The 17,784-nt window shown below is 67.3% G+C and carries 18 protein-coding genes; 4 read left to right on the top strand and 14 right to left on the bottom strand.

Annotated features, from left to right (window positions below):
- The 6 genes from ASF72_RS21025 to ASF72_RS11890 all read right to left on the bottom strand — a co-directional run.
- Positions 1–393 (bottom strand): amino acid permease (locus ASF72_RS21025; RefSeq protein WP_235504713.1); only part of this gene is annotated, 393 nt, incomplete at its 3' end.
- Positions 394–425: 32 nt separating this feature from the next.
- Positions 426–1,865 carry an aspartate ammonia-lyase gene (locus ASF72_RS11910; RefSeq protein ID WP_050687509.1) on the bottom strand — a complete coding sequence of 480 codons (1,440 nt, stop codon included), beginning with the start codon at positions 1,863–1,865 and terminating at the stop codon, positions 426–428.
- Between the two features lie 8 nt (positions 1,866–1,873).
- Positions 1,874–2,956 carry an asparaginase gene (locus tag ASF72_RS11905; RefSeq protein WP_056599123.1) on the bottom strand — a complete coding sequence of 361 codons (1,083 nt, stop codon included), beginning with the start codon at positions 2,954–2,956 and terminating at the stop codon, positions 1,874–1,876.
- A gap of 36 nt (positions 2,957–2,992) precedes the next feature.
- Entirely contained in the window at positions 2,993–3,715 is a 723-nt protein-coding gene (locus tag ASF72_RS11900; protein WP_050687505.1) for a FadR/GntR family transcriptional regulator, read from the bottom strand.
- Positions 3,716–3,883: 168 nt separating this feature from the next.
- Positions 3,884–4,501 (bottom strand): uracil-DNA glycosylase, encoded by a 618-nt coding sequence (locus ASF72_RS11895; RefSeq protein ID WP_050687503.1) that lies wholly within the window; start codon positions 4,499–4,501, stop codon positions 3,884–3,886.
- A gap of 97 nt (positions 4,502–4,598) precedes the next feature.
- On the bottom strand, positions 4,599–6,134 hold the full coding sequence (locus tag ASF72_RS11890; RefSeq protein ID WP_056599121.1) for an HNH endonuclease: 1,536 nt from the start codon (positions 6,132–6,134) through the stop codon (positions 4,599–4,601).
- Between the two features lie 128 nt (positions 6,135–6,262).
- Between ASF72_RS11890 and ASF72_RS11885 the strand changes: the two genes are divergently transcribed.
- From ASF72_RS11885 to ASF72_RS11875, 3 genes are all read left to right on the top strand, one after another.
- Positions 6,263–6,643 (top strand): PadR family transcriptional regulator, encoded by a 381-nt coding sequence (locus tag ASF72_RS11885; RefSeq protein ID WP_056599118.1) that lies wholly within the window; start codon positions 6,263–6,265, stop codon positions 6,641–6,643.
- A gap of 188 nt (positions 6,644–6,831) precedes the next feature.
- Positions 6,832–8,076, top strand: coding sequence for a hypothetical protein (locus ASF72_RS11880; protein ID WP_056599115.1), 1,245 nt, complete (start codon positions 6,832–6,834; stop codon positions 8,074–8,076).
- A 4-nt stretch (positions 8,077–8,080) separates the two neighbouring features.
- The gene (locus ASF72_RS11875) at positions 8,081–8,587 is read left to right on the top strand and encodes a hypothetical protein (RefSeq protein ID WP_050687495.1); all 507 of its coding nucleotides are present in this window, start codon (positions 8,081–8,083) and stop codon (positions 8,585–8,587) included.
- A gap of 32 nt (positions 8,588–8,619) precedes the next feature.
- Here ASF72_RS11875 and ASF72_RS11870 read toward each other — a convergent pair whose 3' ends face one another.
- The 6 genes from ASF72_RS11870 to ASF72_RS11845 form a co-directional block, all read right to left on the bottom strand.
- Entirely contained in the window at positions 8,620–10,101 is a 1,482-nt protein-coding gene (locus tag ASF72_RS11870; protein WP_056599112.1) for an amidohydrolase, read from the bottom strand.
- Positions 10,094–10,480: an RNA-binding S4 domain-containing protein gene (locus ASF72_RS11865; protein WP_056599109.1), complete on the bottom strand. Its 387-nt coding sequence runs from the start codon at positions 10,478–10,480 to the stop codon at positions 10,094–10,096. The genes ASF72_RS11870 and ASF72_RS11865 overlap by 8 nt, the downstream gene beginning before the upstream one ends.
- 62 nt (positions 10,481–10,542) lie before the next feature.
- On the bottom strand, positions 10,543–11,664 hold the full coding sequence (locus tag ASF72_RS11860; protein WP_050687490.1) for a sulfite oxidase: 1,122 nt from the start codon (positions 11,662–11,664) through the stop codon (positions 10,543–10,545).
- 54 nt (positions 11,665–11,718) lie between these two features.
- Complete coding sequence (locus ASF72_RS11855; RefSeq protein ID WP_050687488.1) at positions 11,719–12,588, bottom strand: SDR family oxidoreductase; 870 nt, start codon at positions 12,586–12,588, stop codon at positions 11,719–11,721.
- Positions 12,589–12,595: 7 nt separating this feature from the next.
- Positions 12,596–13,600 carry an aldo/keto reductase family protein gene (locus ASF72_RS11850; protein WP_056599106.1) on the bottom strand — a complete coding sequence of 335 codons (1,005 nt, stop codon included), beginning with the start codon at positions 13,598–13,600 and terminating at the stop codon, positions 12,596–12,598.
- A 27-nt stretch (positions 13,601–13,627) separates the two neighbouring features.
- Positions 13,628–14,356, bottom strand: coding sequence for a hypothetical protein (locus ASF72_RS11845; protein ID WP_056599103.1), 729 nt, complete (start codon positions 14,354–14,356; stop codon positions 13,628–13,630).
- Between the two features lie 242 nt (positions 14,357–14,598).
- Here ASF72_RS11845 and ASF72_RS11840 point away from each other — a divergent pair, with 242 nt between their 5' ends.
- On the top strand, positions 14,599–14,997 hold the full coding sequence (locus ASF72_RS11840) for a YchJ family protein (protein ID WP_056599100.1): 399 nt from the start codon (positions 14,599–14,601) through the stop codon (positions 14,995–14,997).
- A 54-nt stretch (positions 14,998–15,051) separates the two neighbouring features.
- Here ASF72_RS11840 and ASF72_RS11835 read toward each other — a convergent pair whose 3' ends face one another.
- Positions 15,052–15,714 (bottom strand): hypothetical protein, encoded by a 663-nt coding sequence (locus ASF72_RS11835; protein ID WP_056599097.1) that lies wholly within the window; start codon positions 15,712–15,714, stop codon positions 15,052–15,054.
- A 64-nt stretch (positions 15,715–15,778) separates the two neighbouring features.
- Positions 15,779–17,776: an acyl-CoA dehydrogenase family protein gene (locus ASF72_RS11830; RefSeq protein ID WP_056599094.1), complete on the bottom strand. Its 1,998-nt coding sequence runs from the start codon at positions 17,774–17,776 to the stop codon at positions 15,779–15,781.
- Positions 17,777–17,784 lie beyond the last annotated feature (8 nt).

Below are 17,784 nucleotides of genomic sequence, written 5' to 3'. Positions count from 1 at the left end.
GGTGATGTCCACGATGGTGGTGGTGGCCCAGTTGATCCAGTAGAACCAGCCGGAAACAAACGCGGCTTTTTCGCCGAAGAACTCCCGGGCGTAGGAAACGAAGGAACCGGACGAGGGCCGGTGCAGCACGAGTTCGCCCAGGGCACGCAGGATCAGGAACGCGAAGAAACCACACACCGCGTAGGCGATCACCAGCGACGGGCCGGCCTCGGCCAAGCGGCCACCGGCACCCAGGAACAGGCCGGTACCGATCGCACCGCCAATGGCGATCATCTGGATCTGCCGCGGCTTCAGGTTCTTGTGGTAACCCGTGTCCTCAGCGTGCAGGGACGACTCGGTCGCATGGGCGTGGCCACCATCAATCAGGTGGTCGGGAATGGGGGAGTTTGTCATGGGGGGTGTCCTTTGATGTGCCGGGTTCAGGGTCAGGCCGGAGCCTGGTTGCTGAGGTTGGCAAGGCGTTCGGGGCTGAGGAGTTCCTGAAGCTGTTCAGAGGTAAGGAGTCCGTGTTCAAGGACCAGTTCGGCCACACCCTTGCCGGTGGCGAGGGCTTCCTGCGCAATGGCGGTGGCAGTGGCGTAGCCCAGTTGGGGGTTCAGGGCGGTGACCAGTCCGATGGACTGCTCCACGGTGAGGCGGAGCCGTTCGGTGTTGGCGGTGATGCCCCGGATGCAGCGGGCCGTGAGGGTGCGGCAGGCTGCTTCCAGGTGTGAAATGCTCTTGTGGAGGCTGTGGACAATGATGGGTTCGAAGGCGTTGAGCTGAAGTTGTCCGGCTTCGGCGGCCATGGTGATGGTCACGTCGTTGCCGATGACCTCGTAGGCCACCTGGGAGACAACTTCCGGGATGACCGGGTTGATCTTGCCGGGCATGATCGAGGATCCGGACTGCACGGCCGGAAGGTTGATCTCGCCGAATCCCGCGCGGGGGCCGGAGGAGAGCAGGCGGAGGTCGTTGCAGATCTTGGAGAGTTTCACGGCCACACGCTTCAGCACACCGGACAGGTGCACAAATGCGCCGACGTCCTGGGTGGCTTCGATGAGGTCGACGGCGGTCACCAGCGGCAGGCCGGTGATGGCGGCCAGGTGCCGGCAGGCTGCCCCGGCGTAGCCGGCGGGGGCGTTCAGGCCCGTTCCGATGGCCGTGGCACCCAGGTTGATTTCGTGGATGAGCAGTTCGGCCTCGGCCAGCCGGAGCCGGTCCTCGCCGATGGTGACGGCGTAGGTGCCGAACTCCTGGCCCAGGGTCATGGGCACGGCGTCCTGGAGCTGGGTCCGGCCCATCTTCACCACGGTCCGGAATTCCAGCGCCTTCGACGCGCAGGCCTCCTCGAGTTCGGCAAGTGCGTCGAGGAGTTCCCGGGCGGCGAAGATGGTGCCCAGTTTGACGGCCGTGGGGTAGACGTCGTTGGTGGACTGGCTGAGGTTCACATGGTCGTTGGGGTGCAGCCTGGCGTAGTCGCCTTTGGGGTGGCCCAGGATTTCCAGGGCACGGTTGGCGATGACCTCGTTGGCGTTCATGTTCGACGACGTCCCCGCGCCGCCCTGGATGACGTCCACCACAAACTGTTCGCTCAGCTGGCCGGCCATGATGTCCTGGCAGGCCTGTTCGATGGCGTCCGAGCGCTCCGCGTCCAGCAGCCCGAGCTCCCGGTTGGTGCGGGCTGCGGCCAGTTTCACGGCCGCCAGGCCACGGACCAGGTGCATGTTGGAGGAGAGCTTCTGGCCGGTGATGGGGAAGTTTTCAACGGCGCGGAGGGTGTGGACACCCCAGTAGGCATCGGCCGGGACGTCGCGGTCGCCCAGCAGGTCATGTTCGGACCGGAGGCCGGGGGCGGCGGTTGCGGTGTTGTTCAGGGTGGTCATGGTGGTCCTCACGGGGCTTCGTTGACGGGCTTGGACTGGGCAGGTTCGGGGGTTTTGGGGTGGCCGGCGACGGGAGGCGCTGCCCGGGCCAGGAAATCGGTGGCCTGCAGGGCACCCACCTGGTGGCCGCCGCCCAGCACGGGGGAGCCGGCGATGGCTGCGAGGGGTGCGGTGTCCACGCCCAGGCTGCCCAGGAGGGTGGTGGTGGCGGGCATCCTGGCGCGGTCGCCGCCGTCGGAAATCTTTACCGCCACGGCGCTGCCGTCCGCCAGCCCAACCAGCTGGACGCCTTCAAAGCCGTCCTTGGCCACGGCGCCGGGAAGCAGGCGCATGAGGGTGGTCACGTCCCTGCCTTCCCCGGCCACCATGTCCGGGTGCTGCATCATGGCAAGCCCGACGGCGGCTTCCGGGGTGCCGTCGTCGACCGCGGCGGCGCGCGCAATCCGGCCGAAGGCGCGGGCCATCCCGCGCAGGGTCAGGGCGAACAGGGGCGTGCCGCAGCCGTCGGTGCTGACGGCCAGGGGCTCCTCGCCGGTCAGGTCGATGATGGTTTCGGCCACCAGCTGCTGAAGCGGGTGATCCGGTGCCAGGTAGCCCTGGACCGGCCAGCCGTTGATGACGCACGTGGCGGCCATGGCGGCGTGCTTGCCGGAGCAGTTCTGGGTGAGCTGGCTGGCGGCGCCGCCGTCACGGAGCCAATCCTCGCGTTCGGTGGTGCCGTAGGGCAGGTCGGTGCTGTTTTCCAACGAGCCCGGGGTGAGGGAGTGCATCTCGAGAATGCGCAGGGCGCCGTCGCGGTGCCGGGCGGCGCCGGAGTGGCTGGCCGCTGCCAGGGCCAGCAGGTCCATGGGCAGGACGAGCCCGGCGCGGAGCATGGCCACTGCCTGCAAGGGCTTCAGCGAGGAGCGCGGGTAAACCGGCGCCAGGGGTTCGCCGGCTGATGCCATTGTTGCGCCGTCGGCGCTGATGGCGATGGCGGAGCCGTAGTGGACACTTTCCACGAGGCCGTCGCGGGTTGCGGCGACCAGGGGTACATGGCCGGGCAGGGCGCGGTGGGCCTCGTGGGCAGCGGAAAACATCGGGGAGGGCATGGAGTCCTTGGGTAGGTTGCTTGGTGGGCTTCGCGGTTACTTGTTGAGGATTGAGTCCAGGGCCAGGCCCACGGCGTTCAAGTGGTGTGACATGGCGGAGCGGGCATCATCGGCGGAGCCCGCTTCGATGGCGGCGAGGATCTGCTGGTGCTCGATGTCGGAGGCGTGCTGGCGGTCGGCCACCATGTTCAGGGTTTCCGACTGGTGGGCCAGGGCCTCGCGGATGTCTGACACCACGCTGGCGAAGACCTTGTTGCCGCTGGCCCGGGCGATCGTGGCGTGGAAGCTGGAGTCCAGCGAAACCCAGGATTCCAGGTCGGTCTCCGCAGCCATGGCTGCAACGATGTGGCGGAGGGTTTCCAGCTCCTCATCCGTGCGCCGGTGGGCGGCGAGCCCGGCGGCCGGGATTTCGATGTGGGGGCGGGCCTCCGTGAGGTCCCGGGCTGAATACTGGCCCAGGGTGAGGTCGTTGGCTACTTTGTTGGCCATCACAAAGGTGCCCTTGCCGGTTTTGGTGACCGTCAGGCCCAGCGCGGTGCAGGAGCGCAACGCTTCGCGGATGACCGAACGGCTGACACCGTATTGCTGGGAGAGGGTGGCCTCGGAATCAAGCTTGCTGCCCACCGGAACCACACCTGACTCGATGTCGTCCCGGATCGCATTAAAGACAGCTTCCGCGGCGCTGAGGCGGGCCAAGGGCCGGGATGGTGGGCGGGTACGGGCAGGATGTCCTGCTGTCCGGCTGTCTGACAGGTTCACGCCTTAAATATGGCACCGGTCACACCGAGTGTCAATGCGGTTTCCGTTTATCTCCGGGAATGCTGGTCAGGTACTTCGGGAATTGCTGTCCGGGCCGCACACATTCCGGGTGCACCAATGGCGCCCGGGCCGGTGCTGCTGCCCCGGCCGGGATTCCCCGGTGGGGTGTCAGAGGTGCTGGATGCCTGCCCGCTGCATGGCGTCCTTGTAGGTCTCCACGCTCTTGGTGAGGAGTTCCTCCTGCTTCGTTTCGGATACGGCGAAGGCCCGCCCGCCAAGCGCGGAGGCCTTGTAGACCTTGATGCCGCTGTTCCGGAGGGACGAGTGGTACGTCTTTTCGAACAGGGTGAGGAATGCGGAGGCATCCGTGCCGTGGGCGATGATTGCCGAGACCCGCGAATTGATCTTGAGGAACTGGCGGAACGGCCGGAGTCCGTCTGTCTTCTCCTGCACACTCAGCGCGGAGGGAAGGCCAGGGTCCCTGACCCACGGGTATGCGTTCCAAGGCATGACGTAGCGGGGGTCGAGTTCGGCGATCTCGTAGATCTGGGTGGCGCGTCGGGCACCCTCGTCGTCATTGTTGTGCGACACAAAACCTGATTCGGTGCCCTTGCCGGGGCTGACCTGCAGGGTGACGATGCGGCATTCGTCCTCGTCATGCACCGGGTCAATATACGGGACGGTGGAACCCGGCTTCTTTTCCATCAGTTCATCGCAAAGCTGGGTCACCTTGGCGATGTTCGGTTCCTGTAGCAGGGCCTTTTTTTCGTCCCAATCAATCGTCACGATTTCTCCCTCGGCAGCAAGGCGTCCAGAATCAGGCGTCCTATGCCACTCTACGCTTTCCCGGGTTCAGGTGGCAGAGCGCCTCCAAACACCGGCTTCAGCCTGACTCCTCGGGGAGCGGTATAGGCCAGCGGAAGGTTCCGGGGAGGGCCGGCGCGACGGACCGGTAGGTGTGGCCGGTGGGTGTCCTGGTGTCCACCGCGTGTCTTGTAGCTGGAGCGGGAAGGGTGTCGGCGGGCCGGCTGCTGGCCGCGGCATGGCTGGTGTCTGCGATGTGGCTGTTGGCTGCAGCGTGGTTGTTGCCTGCTGCATGCCTGGTTTCCGCGGCCTGCTTTCTGGCTTGAGTATTTCTGCTGTCGATGTGGTGCCCGGTGCCTGGCACTGTCAGTGCAGACCAACCTGCCGATTCCTTTGCTTGGTTGCAGGCCTCGCAAAGCCCCTGCCCATTGGCGCCGCTTGTGTTTTTGTCCTCACGCCAGGGGACAACGTGGTCGTAATGCCGGATGGGCGCGTCACAGCAGGGAGTGCGGCATAGCTGGTCGCGCACCTGGAGGAAGCTTTTGAGGCCAGGCGGAAAAAGCCGGGCTTTCGAATCCATTGCCACCAGCTCGCCGGTTTCCGGTGCGACATACAGCCGGCGAATCCAAGCAGCCAAGGCGGGCTGGCCGGGAGCGGGCTCTCGGTCCAGAGGGAGCTGGTTGGCAGCTGGAGAGGCGGCTGCCGCACCATCCAGGACCGCCGCCCGCGCCCATTCGGCGGGGACAACGCCGTAGCCTGCGAGCCGGGCTGGTTCACTGTCGGCTTGGAAGAGTGTCCTGTCCGTCATGACCAACTGGATTTCGATGCCGGTGATGCCGCCGGGGGTACCTGTCACGCGCTCCACCAGCTCATCCGCCATCAGTTGGCCTTTGGTGCGGCCGTCGCCGGCTGAACGCGCTGAATCGGCATGGCGTGTCAGGTCGGCGTAAACCGCTACCCCTTCTGCAACCGGCAGCAGGGCGGTGAGATAGGCCATGGTGTCCGGTGCAGGCCTGAGGCTTACGGTGCGCTCCGCCGCAGCGTGGCTTGCACGCCGGGCAACCGACCGGGGATCGCGCCTGTACGCTGCGGCCCGGATTGCCGCAACGAGTGACCGGTCCCCGGCGTCCGCCAAGGACCCGTAATCCGGTCCGAACTCGGCGTCCACCGCCCGGCGGTCATCCACGGATAGGTGCGCGGTTTCCCGCACCGCGAGGATGGTCCGCCATTCGTTGAGGCTGCCGCCGGCCAAGGCCTCGGCGGCATGGGGCATTTCGATCAGCGCTTTGGCCATTCCGAGCAGCCGGCCACCCCTGGCGGGAGACTCACGCCGGGCCAATGCAATCTGCGCAGCAACCCCGGCTCCAAGGTCTGCGGCGGCGATGCCTGAGGCGGCCTGTTCCCGGCGCTGCGAGCGGTCAAAGGCAACGGCGATCCGTGCCTGCAGGGCCGCGGCTGCCGACTTCAGGTCCTCCAGCAGTCGAAGCTGGTTGATCATCCCCGCGTCATCGGGACAGATGTGCGCGGTTGCCACCAGCTGCAGCGCGGCCGGCAGGGAAGATCCGGCGTTGGTGGCAACGTCCGTTGTAACCGCCGGGTGCTCGCGTAGGTCCATACCTCAATTTTCCCGGAATCCGGCGGTGGAGCTGGAAAGAAAGTCCCGTATGTGGACAACTTCAACAGCGTAAACTAGCTCAGATTCAATTGTGGTTATATTCCCGAATCGGGTATATATTCGCCACTATGACCGAGGCAATTTTCTGGATCCTCACGGCGCTCGCGGGAGGCCGCCAGCACGGCTACGCCATCCTGCGGGACGTTGAACAGCTCGCTGCGGGCAGCCAGACCATCAGGGTTACAACCCTGTACGCCAGCCTTGAGCGGCTGGAGCGGGACGGCAAGGTCCGGCATGCGGGCGATGAGACCGTGGACGGTCGTGCGAGGCGGTACTACGAACTGACGGATGAAGGACGCCAGTCGTTGTCCGCTGAAGCAGAACGCCTTGCTGCAAGGTTGCGTGCGGCGGAAAGCAGGCTTGGCGGGCGCCGGCCGTTGTCTGTGAAGCCTGCCTCGGCGGCAAGGGTGAGCAAGGGGCAGACAGATCTCCCTGGGCTGGCCACATGAGCAGGGACCTGCGTAAGCGGTACGGCCGGCTGCTGCGTTGGTATCCGCACTCGTGGCGGGTCAGGAATGGGGCCGTCATGTTGGCCACCCTTGAACAAGACGCCGCGGAGCGGGGTTTATCGCGGCCATCCCGGGCGGACGTGTGGTCCCTGCGTTCCCACGGTCTCGGAGAAAGAGCGACACCCCGCGTGGCCGCGGTCTTCGCTGCGGTGTCGGCCCTGGCTTTCGCCGGAGCCGTGGCACTGCTGCTGACCAGCACGTCACTGCCGCCGGAAACACAAGCCTTCAGGATGCTTTTGGCGTCTTTTGCAGGACCGCTTGGTTTGTCCCTCGCAGCGACAGCGCTGATGCACAGTACCGGCAGGCTATCGGCTCCGGCGGCGCTCTTTACCGCAGTAATAGCCGTTCCGGCCTGCGCATTGGCGGGGCTGTCACTGTCCAGCATCGCGGTGGGCTTCGAGGAAGCAGACCTGGCACAGGGGAACAGTTGGTTTGGATCCGCTTCCCTGCTGTTTGTTGCCGCAGGCTGGGCGGCGGGAACCATCTTCCTCCTGGCACCGGTGAACGCCGTCCTGCGGGTCCGCGGCACGCTGTTCCGGCAGATGGCATTGTCTGCCCTGGTGGCGGTCCCGTCAGCCGTGGTCTTAGGCGCCATGATCATGATTGGCCAGTTCCTGAACACCATTGTGGCCGTGGTGGTCCTGATTGTGGCTTTGCGGATGGGTAGCGGAGGGACCGGATCCCCGGCTGATTCCGGCTGGACGCAAAACACCGCATCAGTTGGCTCGTCCGGACCCACGGCACATGCCGCGGCAGACAGGCACCGGATGCCCGCACCCCGGCTTGCCGGCCGGGACCGCAAGGCGGCACGAACCGGGGCCCTTTTTGGCTTGGTACTGGGTTTGGCCTGTGCCGCATTCGCCCTCGCCGGCAGCGAATGGACGTCCTTCGCCTCGGACTCCACCAGGGCCATGAACCTTGGCTTAGGCGCCGGCGCTGTTACTGCCGTATGGGTGGTCCTCGCGGCCGGACGAATTCTTGCGCCCGTGGTGGGCAAGGTCATCCGGTGGTCCGTCCTGCTCTGCTGCGCAGCTCTCATCATGGAGGCAGTTGCCCAGCTCCTCGGTGCGGGCCATCCACGGCAGTGGCCGGTGACGCTGGTCGCGGCCAGCCTTATGGGCTGCGCTTTGGTGCTCCCACTGGGACGGCTCCTGCCCGGCGGCCGGTCACTGCGCATCTTTGGCGTGGCTTTTATGGCCGTGGCAGGGATCTGGCCAGGACTCATGCTTGTTGCCGCGGCCGGCTTCCTTTCACCTGTGGTTGCCGCCGTCATTCTGGTACTGATGGGAGTCCGCAAGAGGGCCCGGCCGGAGCCGGGACACCATCTGTCCGGGCGGCCCGGCACGCTGGGTCCCGGCAATGCTGTTCAATGAAGTTATGCAGTTCAGCAAGAAGGGCCTGAAAGCCGAGGGCTTTGCAGGCTTCAGGGCAATCGAAGACCTCGCCATCATCAGGGTTCCCCAAGGGCCGGGAATCTTCACCATCATGGCGCCGGCGGATTTCGAACCCCGGTACCTGAAGACCAGCACGGCCGGTACCTTCAAAAAACGCAGCCCCACCCTGCCGAAGGATGCGCTCGCCGCTGAGTGGGTGGACGGCGCAGCTGTCCTGTACCTCGGCAAGGCAGGCCCGGGAAGCAAGGGCAACCGGGGCCTGCGCCGCCAGATCCAGGAGTTCCTGGACTTCGGCCGGGCCCGCCCGCCGGGCCACTGGGACGGCCGGCTGGTCTGGCAACTGCTCGACTCGGAGTCGTTGGTGGTCGCCTGGAAGGAGATGTCAGCCGAACAGCTCAGCGCCGCGGAAGCCGGGTACCACGCCGCCTTCGTCGAGTCCTATGGGCGGTTGCCGTTCGCGAACCTAGAGCAGGCGCGCGTCGCCGGGTAGGCCATTCCGGTCCGCAGCGGTGACACCAAAAGCTAACCGGGCATCCCGCCGTCGTAGGTGAAACGCCCGGCCACCAGCGTGCCTGCCACCGGCATGGCGGCGAAATCCGGGTCCGGAACGGCCAGCGGATCCGCGTCCAGGAGTACAAGGTCGGCCGGGTCGCCCACCCGGACCGTCCCGCGGCCCCGCGTGGAGGCTGCCAGGGCCTGCCAGCGGGTGATGGCTTCAGCCGGATGCCAGGGCTCCCGGCCGTCAAAAGCCGAACGGGTGGTGGCGGCGGACATGGCCGCCCACGGATCCAGCGGCGCCACCGGCGCGTCCGAACCGAAAGCGAGTGTTGCGCCCGCATCCAGCAGCCGGCGCAACGGAAACGCCCGGTCCGTCCGGCCCGGCCAGTTGGAATCGGCCGCATCCCGGTCATCGAGGGCGTGGCACGGCTGCACGCTGGCCACCACTCCCAGCCGGCCAAAGCGGGCAAAGTCATCGGCGCGGACAAACTGCGCATGCTCGATCCGCCCGCCAATGCCCGCCCGCTCGAAGGCGTCCAGGGCCAGCTGGTTGGCAGCGTCGCCGATCGCATGCACAGCGGGCACAAAGCCTGTCCCGCGGGCCCGCACCAGCAGGTCCAGAAGTTCGGCTTCGTCCACCGTGAGCAGGCCGTGCCCACCAAAGGGGTAGGGATCAACGCAGTAAGCGGTGCGGGTGTTGAGCGACCCGTCGATGAGCACCTTCAAGGGACCTGTCCGCAACAGCCCGCCGCCGCCGGGAAGTTCCACGCCGGTCCGCATGCCCAGCCCCGCCGCGCGTTCGAGGTCCTGCGGATACACTCCGGCCTCGACCCGGAGGGTGTCGAAGCCCGCACCGAACCTGCGCAGCCACGGATCACGGTTCCACGTCATTTCGAAGTCGACCACGCCCACGATGCCTTTTGCGGCGGCCGCCCGGGCTGCCTGTTGCGCCCACTCATCCAGCACGGTGTCCGGCAGCAGGCCCAGCTCGCGGGTCAGGAGGAACGCCGGTTCCTCCCGCAGCAACCCGGACCCGTCCACGGCCAGGGAGTAGCGCCGGGCGGCAGCACTGTTGACCCACACGCAGTGCAGGTCGTGGCTGATCAGGGCGGTGGGCCGGTCTCCCGTGGCCCCGTCCAGGAGCCCCAGCGTCGGCGCATCAGGCCACAGTGCGTCGCGGAACCCCACCCCCACGGCAGTGACGTCGCTGCCGGGTGCGGCCAGCAGGTGGCGTTCGACGGCGGCCGCCGCCCCGAGTGCCGAGGCCGCACCTGACAGGTCGATCCGGTTGGCGTGCATGGCCCACTGGTTCAGGTGTACGTGCTCGTCCCAGAGCCCGGGTATGACAAACCGGCCGTCGCAGTCGAGGACTTCAATGCCGGCGGCACCTGCCAACGGCCCGGTGCTGACGCCTGCCACGATGCCATCACGAAGGTGGAGGTTGAGGGGCCCGTTCGGCCCGTCCCCGGCAGGCAGGCGGACTGCCGCGAGGATCAGCTCAGTCATGCCGGCCCGACAGTCGCTCCATTTCACGGCGGTCCTTCTTGGTGGGCCGGCCGGCCCCGCGGTCACGCTGCGGCAGGCCCAGCGCCGGGGCCATCGGGCGGGGCGGGGTGTGGTCGGTGAAGCAGTGCGACGCCACCTCAGCGCCCACACGTTTGGCGAGCAGCCGGCGCACCTCCAGGGTGCGTTCATAGCCGGACATGCGGACGGTGACGGTATCGCCGGTCACCAGGGTTGCCGATGCCTTGGCCGGGCTGCCGTTCAGGCGGACGTGACCGGCCCGGCACGCGGCCGTGGACGCGGAGCGGGTCTTGTAGGCGCGGACAGCCCACAGCCACGCATCGATGCGGACACTGGCGGGGGAGGATGGAATGCTGGTCATGGCTGGCACCGAGTATAGCGCCGCGGCCTGCGGCTCAGGCGGCGGCTTTCCCGCCGGGGGTCCTAGTCGACGCGGACTGACACCCGGTGCACCATGTTGTTGCCCATCCCCTGGTAGTTCCAGTTCTGCTCCAGGGGCTGGGTGGCGCCGGTGTCGTCAGTGGCGCGGCAGCACAGGACGTGTTCGCCGGGATCGGCGGTCCACGGCACCGTCCACTTCCGCCAGGCGTACCCACCCAGGGATTTTTCCAGCTGCGCGGGCATCCATTGGCCGTCCACGCCAACTTCGACGCCGGTCACCGCTCCCTGCCCGGACCAGGCCCGCCCTTCCAGCAGCACCTGCCCCCGCGGCACCACCCGGTGGCGCGTGAAAAAGTCCGGGACTCCCGGCGGAACCATCAGCGAACGCACCCTGATCCGCGAAACCGGGGTGCCGGCGTCGTCAGCGGAATCCTGGTACCGGTACGCGTCCTGCTGCTGGTAGCCCGCAAAGGGGGCCGTGACCACCTCGATGGATTCCAGCCATTTCACGCTCGCCATCCCGTACCAGCCCGGAACCACCAGGCGCAGCGGATGGCCGTGCTGGGGCGGCAGGTCGCCGCCGTTCATGGCGTAGGCGAGGACGACGTCGGGCCGCATCGCCTCGTGGATCGGCAGGCTCCGCGCAAACTTCTGTGGGACGCCACCCTGGATTCCGGCGTCGACGCCGGTAAACACCACCTCAACGGCCTGCGGCAGGACCCCTGCCTTCCCCAGCAGGTGGGACAGCGGAACACCGGTCCAGTTGGCCGTCCCCACGGCCTCAAGAACCCACGGCTGGCTGACCGGCCGAGGCGCCAGCAGCGACCGGCCGTTGCCGGCGCATTCAAGGGTCACCGGCACCGTGATGCCGGGTTCTTTCCTCAGCGCGGCCATGCTGATTTCCAGCGAGCGTTCCACGGCTCCGCCAACCTGCAGGTGCCAGGTGGCGGCATCAAGGTCCGGAATGTCGAAGTGGGTCAGGACGTAGTGCAGACCCGGCGCGGTGAAGTCCCGGCGGAGCGCCTCCAGCGGCATGGCATGGTTCCGGGCCGCCAGCTGCAGCTCGGGCGGCGTGAGCGGGCCGTCGGTCGGCCCGGCCGGCGCGGGAACCCCGACTGGCCACGGGTACTGCGTGGATTGCTGGAAGTCGTGGATCTGTGCCATGGCGCTGCGCTCCTCAGGACTGGTTTACGCCTGCTTTATCCCGGCCGTCAACAACTACAGCTGCGTCCGGGTCAGGAACTCCGCCAGGCTGATGGGGTCCTGCCCGGTCAGCCCATGCACGTCGGGCGAAACGCCGGCCATGTGGCCTGCCGCCATCGCCGTGTAGGTGCTGACCCAGGCATCAAGCTGCCAGTCCGGGGCGCCGTAGGAGGCCCTGGACGCGTACGCCTCCTGTAGGGTCTCCGGCTCGTAGCTGATGGTGCGGCCGGTTCCAGCCGTCATGACGGCGGCGGCCTGGGACAGTGTGAGCTCCTCGGGGCCCGTCAGGTTATACGTCATGCCCCGGTGGATCGCCGGATCCCGGAGGACGGCCACCGCGCTCCGGGCCACGTCCTCGCGAGCGACCCCGGAGAAGGCGCCATTCCCTGCAGGACCGCGGATCACTCCCCCGCCATCCGCCAGCAGCGGCAGGAAGTCGAGGTAGAAATTGTCCCGGAGGAACGTGAACCCCATCCCGGAAGCGCGGATGTGCTGCTCCGTGGCGAAATGGTCCCGGGCCAGGGTGAAGGTGGCGTCCGGGGCGGCACCGTAGAAGGACGTATACACCACGTGCTCCACGCCGGCACGTACTGCGGCATCAATGAAGGCGTAGTGCTGCTGCACCCGGTCCTCGGTTTCGGCCGCGGAGACCATAAACAGGAGCTTGGCTCCCGCCAGTGCCTGTTCGGCGGCCGCCGCGTCGCCGTAGCTGCAGGCAAGGGTCGGGGCGTTGTCCAGCTGCGGCGCCCGGGACGGGTCACGGGCCAGCAGGCGCTGGGCCGTGCCGTCCGCGGACAGTTGCCGGGCCACCATCCCGCCCAGGCCGCCGGTGGATCCGGTGACAGCGAGCTGCGGAAGGTTTTCCGGGCTGGGTTCGGACGCCACGGCCGGCCTACGCTTCGCGCTTCTCGGGCGACTTGGTCAGCGCAGGATCGCGCTCGGCCAGCGAACCGATGGCGTCGTCAATTTTCTTCATCACGTCCGGGTCGAGGGTGACACCGGCAGCGGCCACGCTGTCAGCGATCTGTTCCGGCCGGGAAGCACCCACGATGGCCGAAGCGACGTTGGGGTTCTGCAGCACCCAGGCCACCGCGAGCTGCGGCATGGTCAGCCCGGCTTCCGCGGCGATCGGCTTGAGGTCCTGCACACCGGCCAGCACGTCGTCGCGCATCCAGCGCTGGATCATTTTGGCGCCGCCCTTGTCGTCGGTGGCGCGGCTGCCCTCCGGTGCAGGCTGGCCGGGCAGATACTTGCCGCTCAGCACACCCTGCCCCATCGGGGACCAGACGATCTGGGACACGCCCAGCTCCTCGGAGGCGGGCACAACGTCGGCCTCGATGACACGCCACAGCATGTTGTACTGCGGCTGGTTGGAAATCAGCTGGAAGCCCAGGTCCTTCGCCAGTGCGTGACCGTCCCTGAGCTGCTCCGCCGTCCATTCGCTGACCCCGATGTACAGCGCCTTGCCCTGCCGGACCACGTCCGCGAACGCCTGCATGGTCTCTTCGAGGGGCGTTTCGAAGTCATACCGGTGGGCCTGGTAAAGGTCCACGTAGTCGGTCTGCAGCCGGGCCAGGGAACCGTTGATGGACTCCATGATGTGTTTGCGGGACAGGCCCAGGTCGTTTTTTCCCTTGGGGCCGGTGGGGCCGTACACCTTGGTGAAGATCTCCAGGGATTCCCGCCGCTCGCCCTTCAGGGCGTCGCCGAGCACTGTTTCCGCTGCTGTATTGGCGTAGACGTCGGCCGTGTCGAAGGTGCTGATCCCTGCATCGAGGGCTGCCCGGACGCACTGGGAGGCGACGTCGTTCTCCACCTGTGAGCCGTGCGTCAGCCAGTTGCCGAACGTAATTTCCGAAACTTTGAAGCCGCTGTTACCGAGGTATCTGAATTCCATGGTTTTCACGCTAGCCCAGATGGTTGCTCAGGGTAAGTGCTGGCGGTCCTTGGCTTGGGAGGCATTGGTGGTGGCGGGCTTTGGCATGGCCGGCTTCCTCTTGGGGCCCTGCGGCGGGCCCGCCAACGACATCAGTGACCTCGTGTCGAGCGGCGAAAGGGGTGCCGCCGGGGGTTTCTGGAAGGAGCGCGGCGCGCTGCCGGCTGGAGTCTTCGCCGCCAGGGCCGACTCAACGAGCGGGGCCACCTCGTCAACTTTTCCGGCAGGAAGGTCGGGGTCCGGCAGATCCCGGACGGAAACCTTGATGTTGGGTGCGGCGGCCCGGGCTTTGGCCATGGCGCGCGCGTCCGCCTGGGATACCGCGGCGGCCCAGCCTTCGGACAGGACCGCAGGTTCCCGCTTGGCGGCGGTTTTCGCGGCGGAAAGGAGCGGATGGCGGACGACGGCGGTGCGCAGCGCAGTGATCCGGCCGGCCTGCAGCAGCCCCGCGCGGGCGCGCCAGGGCGTGCCTGCGGCGGGAGCCCCGGCGTCGGGCGTTCCTGCCGGGTCCTGCTGTCCCGACGGGCCGAAACGGATGGATTCCACCCGGCGGAGGCGGCCGAAGACGAGCATCAGCACCAGGGCCACCAACCGGCCCAGGCCCGCGAGGACCAGGGTGGTGACGCCCAGGAGGAACAACACGACGAACATCAGGAAGGCAACGCCCATGGTGCCCAAAAAGGTCAGGTTGAGGATGAGCGTGTCCGGATTCTCCACGTCAGCTCTCCTTTCGGCCGGCAGCGGGGCGCGCACCGGCAGCCGTCCCCCAGGGCGGCAGCTTCCCCTCCACCATACGGATTTTTGGCTCCACGTGCCCCCGCCGCGGGCGGCACGTCCCGGGTTGTTTCGAACCTGTTACCGGATGTGGCATCACGGCCGCGTTTATAGTCGGAGGAAGCAGATCACCATCAGGTCCAGGGTTGGCGCTGAGAACAGCCGGAAGCGGAAAAGAGGACAGAGTGGCGGAGGATTCCGGCAACGCGAACTGCAGGTGCCTTTCCGGCGAGCAGTATGGCCACTGCTGTGGCCGGTTCCACTCGGGGGTATCGGTTGCAGCCACGGCGGAGCAGTTGATGCGTTCGCGCTACACGGCCTTTGCCCTGCTGGATAGCGAATATCTGCGGCGGACGTGGCACCCTCGGACCGCGCCGGCGGACCTGGAACTGGACCCGGACCTGCAATGGCGCCGGCTGGACATCGTATCCACTGCACGCGGCGGCCCGCTGGACACGGAGGGGACGGTGGAGTTCAAGGCCTACTTCCGCCAGGACGGCGAGCGGGGCATCCTGCATGAAACCAGCAGGTTTGTCCGGGAGGATGGCCGCTGGCTTTACGTGGACGGCCAGCTGCACGGCTGATGCCGCAACCCGGTGCCGCCGGGAAGCCTGCCCGGGGTGAAGGGCTCCGGCCGGTCAGTATGCGTCGGCGTCGTTGGCAGGCGTGAAGCCTGCCCGGTCCACCTTCCGGTGGAACCGCATCCCGGCCAGGCCGCCCAGGACCGCGCCCACCAGGGCGATCAGCGCCACAACAACCGCGGCAATGATGCTGGTTGTGGTCAGCTGGCCCTCATTGACGGGGATCCGGGGAAAGCTGTTCAGGTTGGCCAGCACGTTGAACTGCTGGCCTGCCACCAGCCCCAGAATTGCGACGACAATCGCGGCGATAAGTGCCCAGATCCACACCATCAGGCCCTGCCGGGCACCGTTGAACCGGGCCATCCGGCCCGCGACGTAACCGCCGGAGTAATAGGAGAGGAAAAGGATGACCAGCAGGACGATGATGCCCACCAGCCCCACGGTTCCGTCCGACGCCGCCTGGTTGACGGCGTCGTTGACATCAGTGTTGCTGGCCAGGCCCACCGCCGTGCCTGCCGCTGCCACCAGGGCCGTCAAAAGCACCGCCATCCCGGTGGCAGTCAGCCAGCCGAAAAAAGCCGATCCCACCTTAGTGCCGCCGAACTGCTCCTTTTCCCGGGCCACGGCTGTCTGCCGGTCCGTCAGGGAGGTGTCCCCGGCGGCAGCGTCCCCACGGACGCCGCGGTACGGAAGGTTCTCGGGATCAGGTGCGCTGCTCATGGCTCAACTCAACCACCGCCCCGCCGTGATAGCAAGGGTGCTTATTATTTCGTGACCTGCCGCGTCAGCGGTAGTTCCGGTGCAGGTTCTCCTTGTGCGAGGGGCCGGGCGAAGCGTCGGCAATCCACGGCCCGGTACCTTCGGACTGGTCCAGCACCCCCGCCTCGAGCCAGGTGTAATGACCGTCGAGGACTTTACGGGTCAGCGCGGTGTCGGAGTCGTCGGTGTTCCGCCAGAGCTGGTCAAACAGTTCCTCGACCCGGACCCGCGCCTGTTCGCAGTAGGCTTCGGCCAGTTCATAGGCGCCGGCACCATGTTCCGGCTGTGTCCGCAGCAGCATTTCCGCCCTGGAGCAGCAGGCCGTCATGGCGAACAGCTCGGCGCCGATGTCCACCATCCGGCCCAGGAACGCCTGCTTGCGCTCCAGTTTCGCCTGCCAGCGGCCCATCCCGTAGAACGTCTGCCGGGCCAGGCGGCGGGAGGACCGTTCCACAAACCGCAGTTGCTTGGCCAGCCGGCCGAACCCGGCGTAGGACCGCGGATCCATGCCGGCGCCCGCCACCAGTTTGGGCAGCCACCGGGCGTAGAAGCCGGAGGCGCCGACGGCGGCCCGGGCCTTGTCGGACAGGCTGGCGTCCAGCGAGGCAAGATCGCCGGCGGCAGCCAGGTGGGCGTCCACGGCATCGCGGGCGATCAGCAGCCGCATGATCTCGGAGGAGCCCTCAAAGATCCTGTTGATGCGGAGGTCCCGGAGCTGCTGTTCCGCAGGCACTGCCCGTTCCCCGCGGGCGGCCAGTGACTCTGCTGTCTCAAATCCGCGCCCACCCCGGATCTGCACCAGTTCGTCGGCGATCCGGCAGCTCGTTTCGGTGGCCCACAGCTTGGCCAGCGCGGCTTCGATGCGGACGTCCTTCTGGCCGGCGTCCGCCAGCTCCGCGGACAGTTCAAACACCGCATCCAGCGCGAACGCGGACGCCGCAATGAAGGCGATCTTTTTACCCACCGCCTCGTGTTCGCCCACGGGCCGGCCCCATTGGGTGCGGGCGTTGGACCATTCCCTGGCGATCTTCAGGCTCCAGCGTCCTGACGCCACGCACAGGGCCGGGATGGAAAGCCGTCCGGTGTTGAGGGTGGTCAGGGCAATCTTCAACCCCTGGCCTTCACGGCCCAGGCGGTTGGCTGCCGGGACCCGGACCTGGTGGAAGCGGGTGACGCCGTTCTCAATGCCGCGCAGGCCCATAAAGGCGTTGCGGTTCTCCACGGTGATGCCGGGGGAGTCCATTTCCACAATGAAGGCGCTGATGCCCCCCTTGTGCACGGTCCCGTCCGGGTCCGTCCGGGCCGGAACCACCGCCATCGCCACCACCAGCTCGGCGATCACGCCGTTCGTGGTCCAGAGCTTCACGCCGTCCAGGATGTAGGCGTCGCCGTCGTCCGTTGGCGTTGCCGTACTGCCCATCCGGGCCGGGTCGCTGCCCACATCCGGCTCCGTGAGCAGGAATGCGGTGATGGCGCCGTCGGCGCAGCGGGGCAGGTACTCCCGCTTCTGCTCCGGGGAGCCAAAAACCTTGACCGGTTCCGGCACGCCAATGGAAAGATGTGCGGACAACAGGGCGCCCAGGCTCGGATGGACGCTGCCCAGAAGGGCCAGGGCCCGGCCGTAATACACCAGCGACAGGCCCAGGCCGCCGTATTCCTCGGGAATCTTCATGCCGAACACACCCAGGCCGGCCAGGCCCCGCATGTATTCGTCCGGGATCCGGGAGTCCCTTTCGATGACCTGCCCTGACATGGTGCGGGCAAAAGCGGTGAGCCGTTCCATGAACTCTTCGCCCCGGGCCACGGACGCGGGATCCGGTGTGGGCCAAGGGTGCACCAGGCCCAGGTCGAAACTTCCGAGGTAGAGGCCCTTGGCGAAGCTTGGCCGGTCCCAGCCGGTTTCCCGGGCAGCTTCGGCCACGGCCCTGGCCTGCTCCGGCGTGATGCCGGCGCCGATGTCGCTGGCCGGCACCGGGGTGTCTTCGATGGGGGAGTCGGTGGTGCTGTCCGTAGCGGAGCTCATGGGTTTTC

It is taken from the genome of Arthrobacter sp. Leaf141, assembly GCF_001424565.1.
In the GTDB taxonomy this organism is placed as follows: Bacteria; Actinomycetota; Actinomycetes; order Actinomycetales; family Micrococcaceae; genus Arthrobacter.
This window is presented reverse-complemented; position numbering and strand designations above follow the sequence as displayed.

What these genes read in the sequence shown, in the direction of transcription:
- ASF72_RS11905 (WP_056599123.1), bottom strand. Translation starts at nt 2,956, where the DNA reads ATGCCCTCCCCGATGTTTTCCGCTGCCCACGAGGCCCACCGCGCCCTG.
- ASF72_RS11850 (WP_056599106.1), bottom strand. Translation starts at nt 13,600, where the DNA reads ATGGAATTCAGATACCTCGGTAACAGCGGCTTCAAAGTTTCGGAAATT.
- ASF72_RS11865 (WP_056599109.1), bottom strand. Translation starts at nt 10,480, where the DNA reads ATGACCAGCATTCCATCCTCCCCCGCCAGTGTCCGCATCGATGCGTGG.
- ASF72_RS11875 (WP_050687495.1), top strand. Translation starts at nt 8,081, where the DNA reads ATGCAGTTCAGCAAGAAGGGCCTGAAAGCCGAGGGCTTTGCAGGCTTC.
- ASF72_RS11870 (WP_056599112.1), bottom strand. Translation starts at nt 10,101, where the DNA reads ATGACTGAGCTGATCCTCGCGGCAGTCCGCCTGCCTGCCGGGGACGGG.
- ASF72_RS11860 (WP_050687490.1), bottom strand. Translation starts at nt 11,664, where the DNA reads ATGGCACAGATCCACGACTTCCAGCAATCCACGCAGTACCCGTGGCCA.
- ASF72_RS11835 (WP_056599097.1), bottom strand. Translation starts at nt 15,714, where the DNA reads ATGAGCAGCGCACCTGATCCCGAGAACCTTCCGTACCGCGGCGTCCGT.
- ASF72_RS11910 (WP_050687509.1), bottom strand. Translation starts at nt 1,865, where the DNA reads ATGACCACCCTGAACAACACCGCAACCGCCGCCCCCGGCCTCCGGTCC.
- ASF72_RS11890 (WP_056599121.1), bottom strand. Translation starts at nt 6,134, where the DNA reads ATGGACCTACGCGAGCACCCGGCGGTTACAACGGACGTTGCCACCAAC.
- ASF72_RS11830 (WP_056599094.1), bottom strand. Translation starts at nt 17,776, where the DNA reads ATGAGCTCCGCTACGGACAGCACCACCGACTCCCCCATCGAAGACACC.
- ASF72_RS11885 (WP_056599118.1), top strand. Translation starts at nt 6,263, where the DNA reads ATGACCGAGGCAATTTTCTGGATCCTCACGGCGCTCGCGGGAGGCCGC.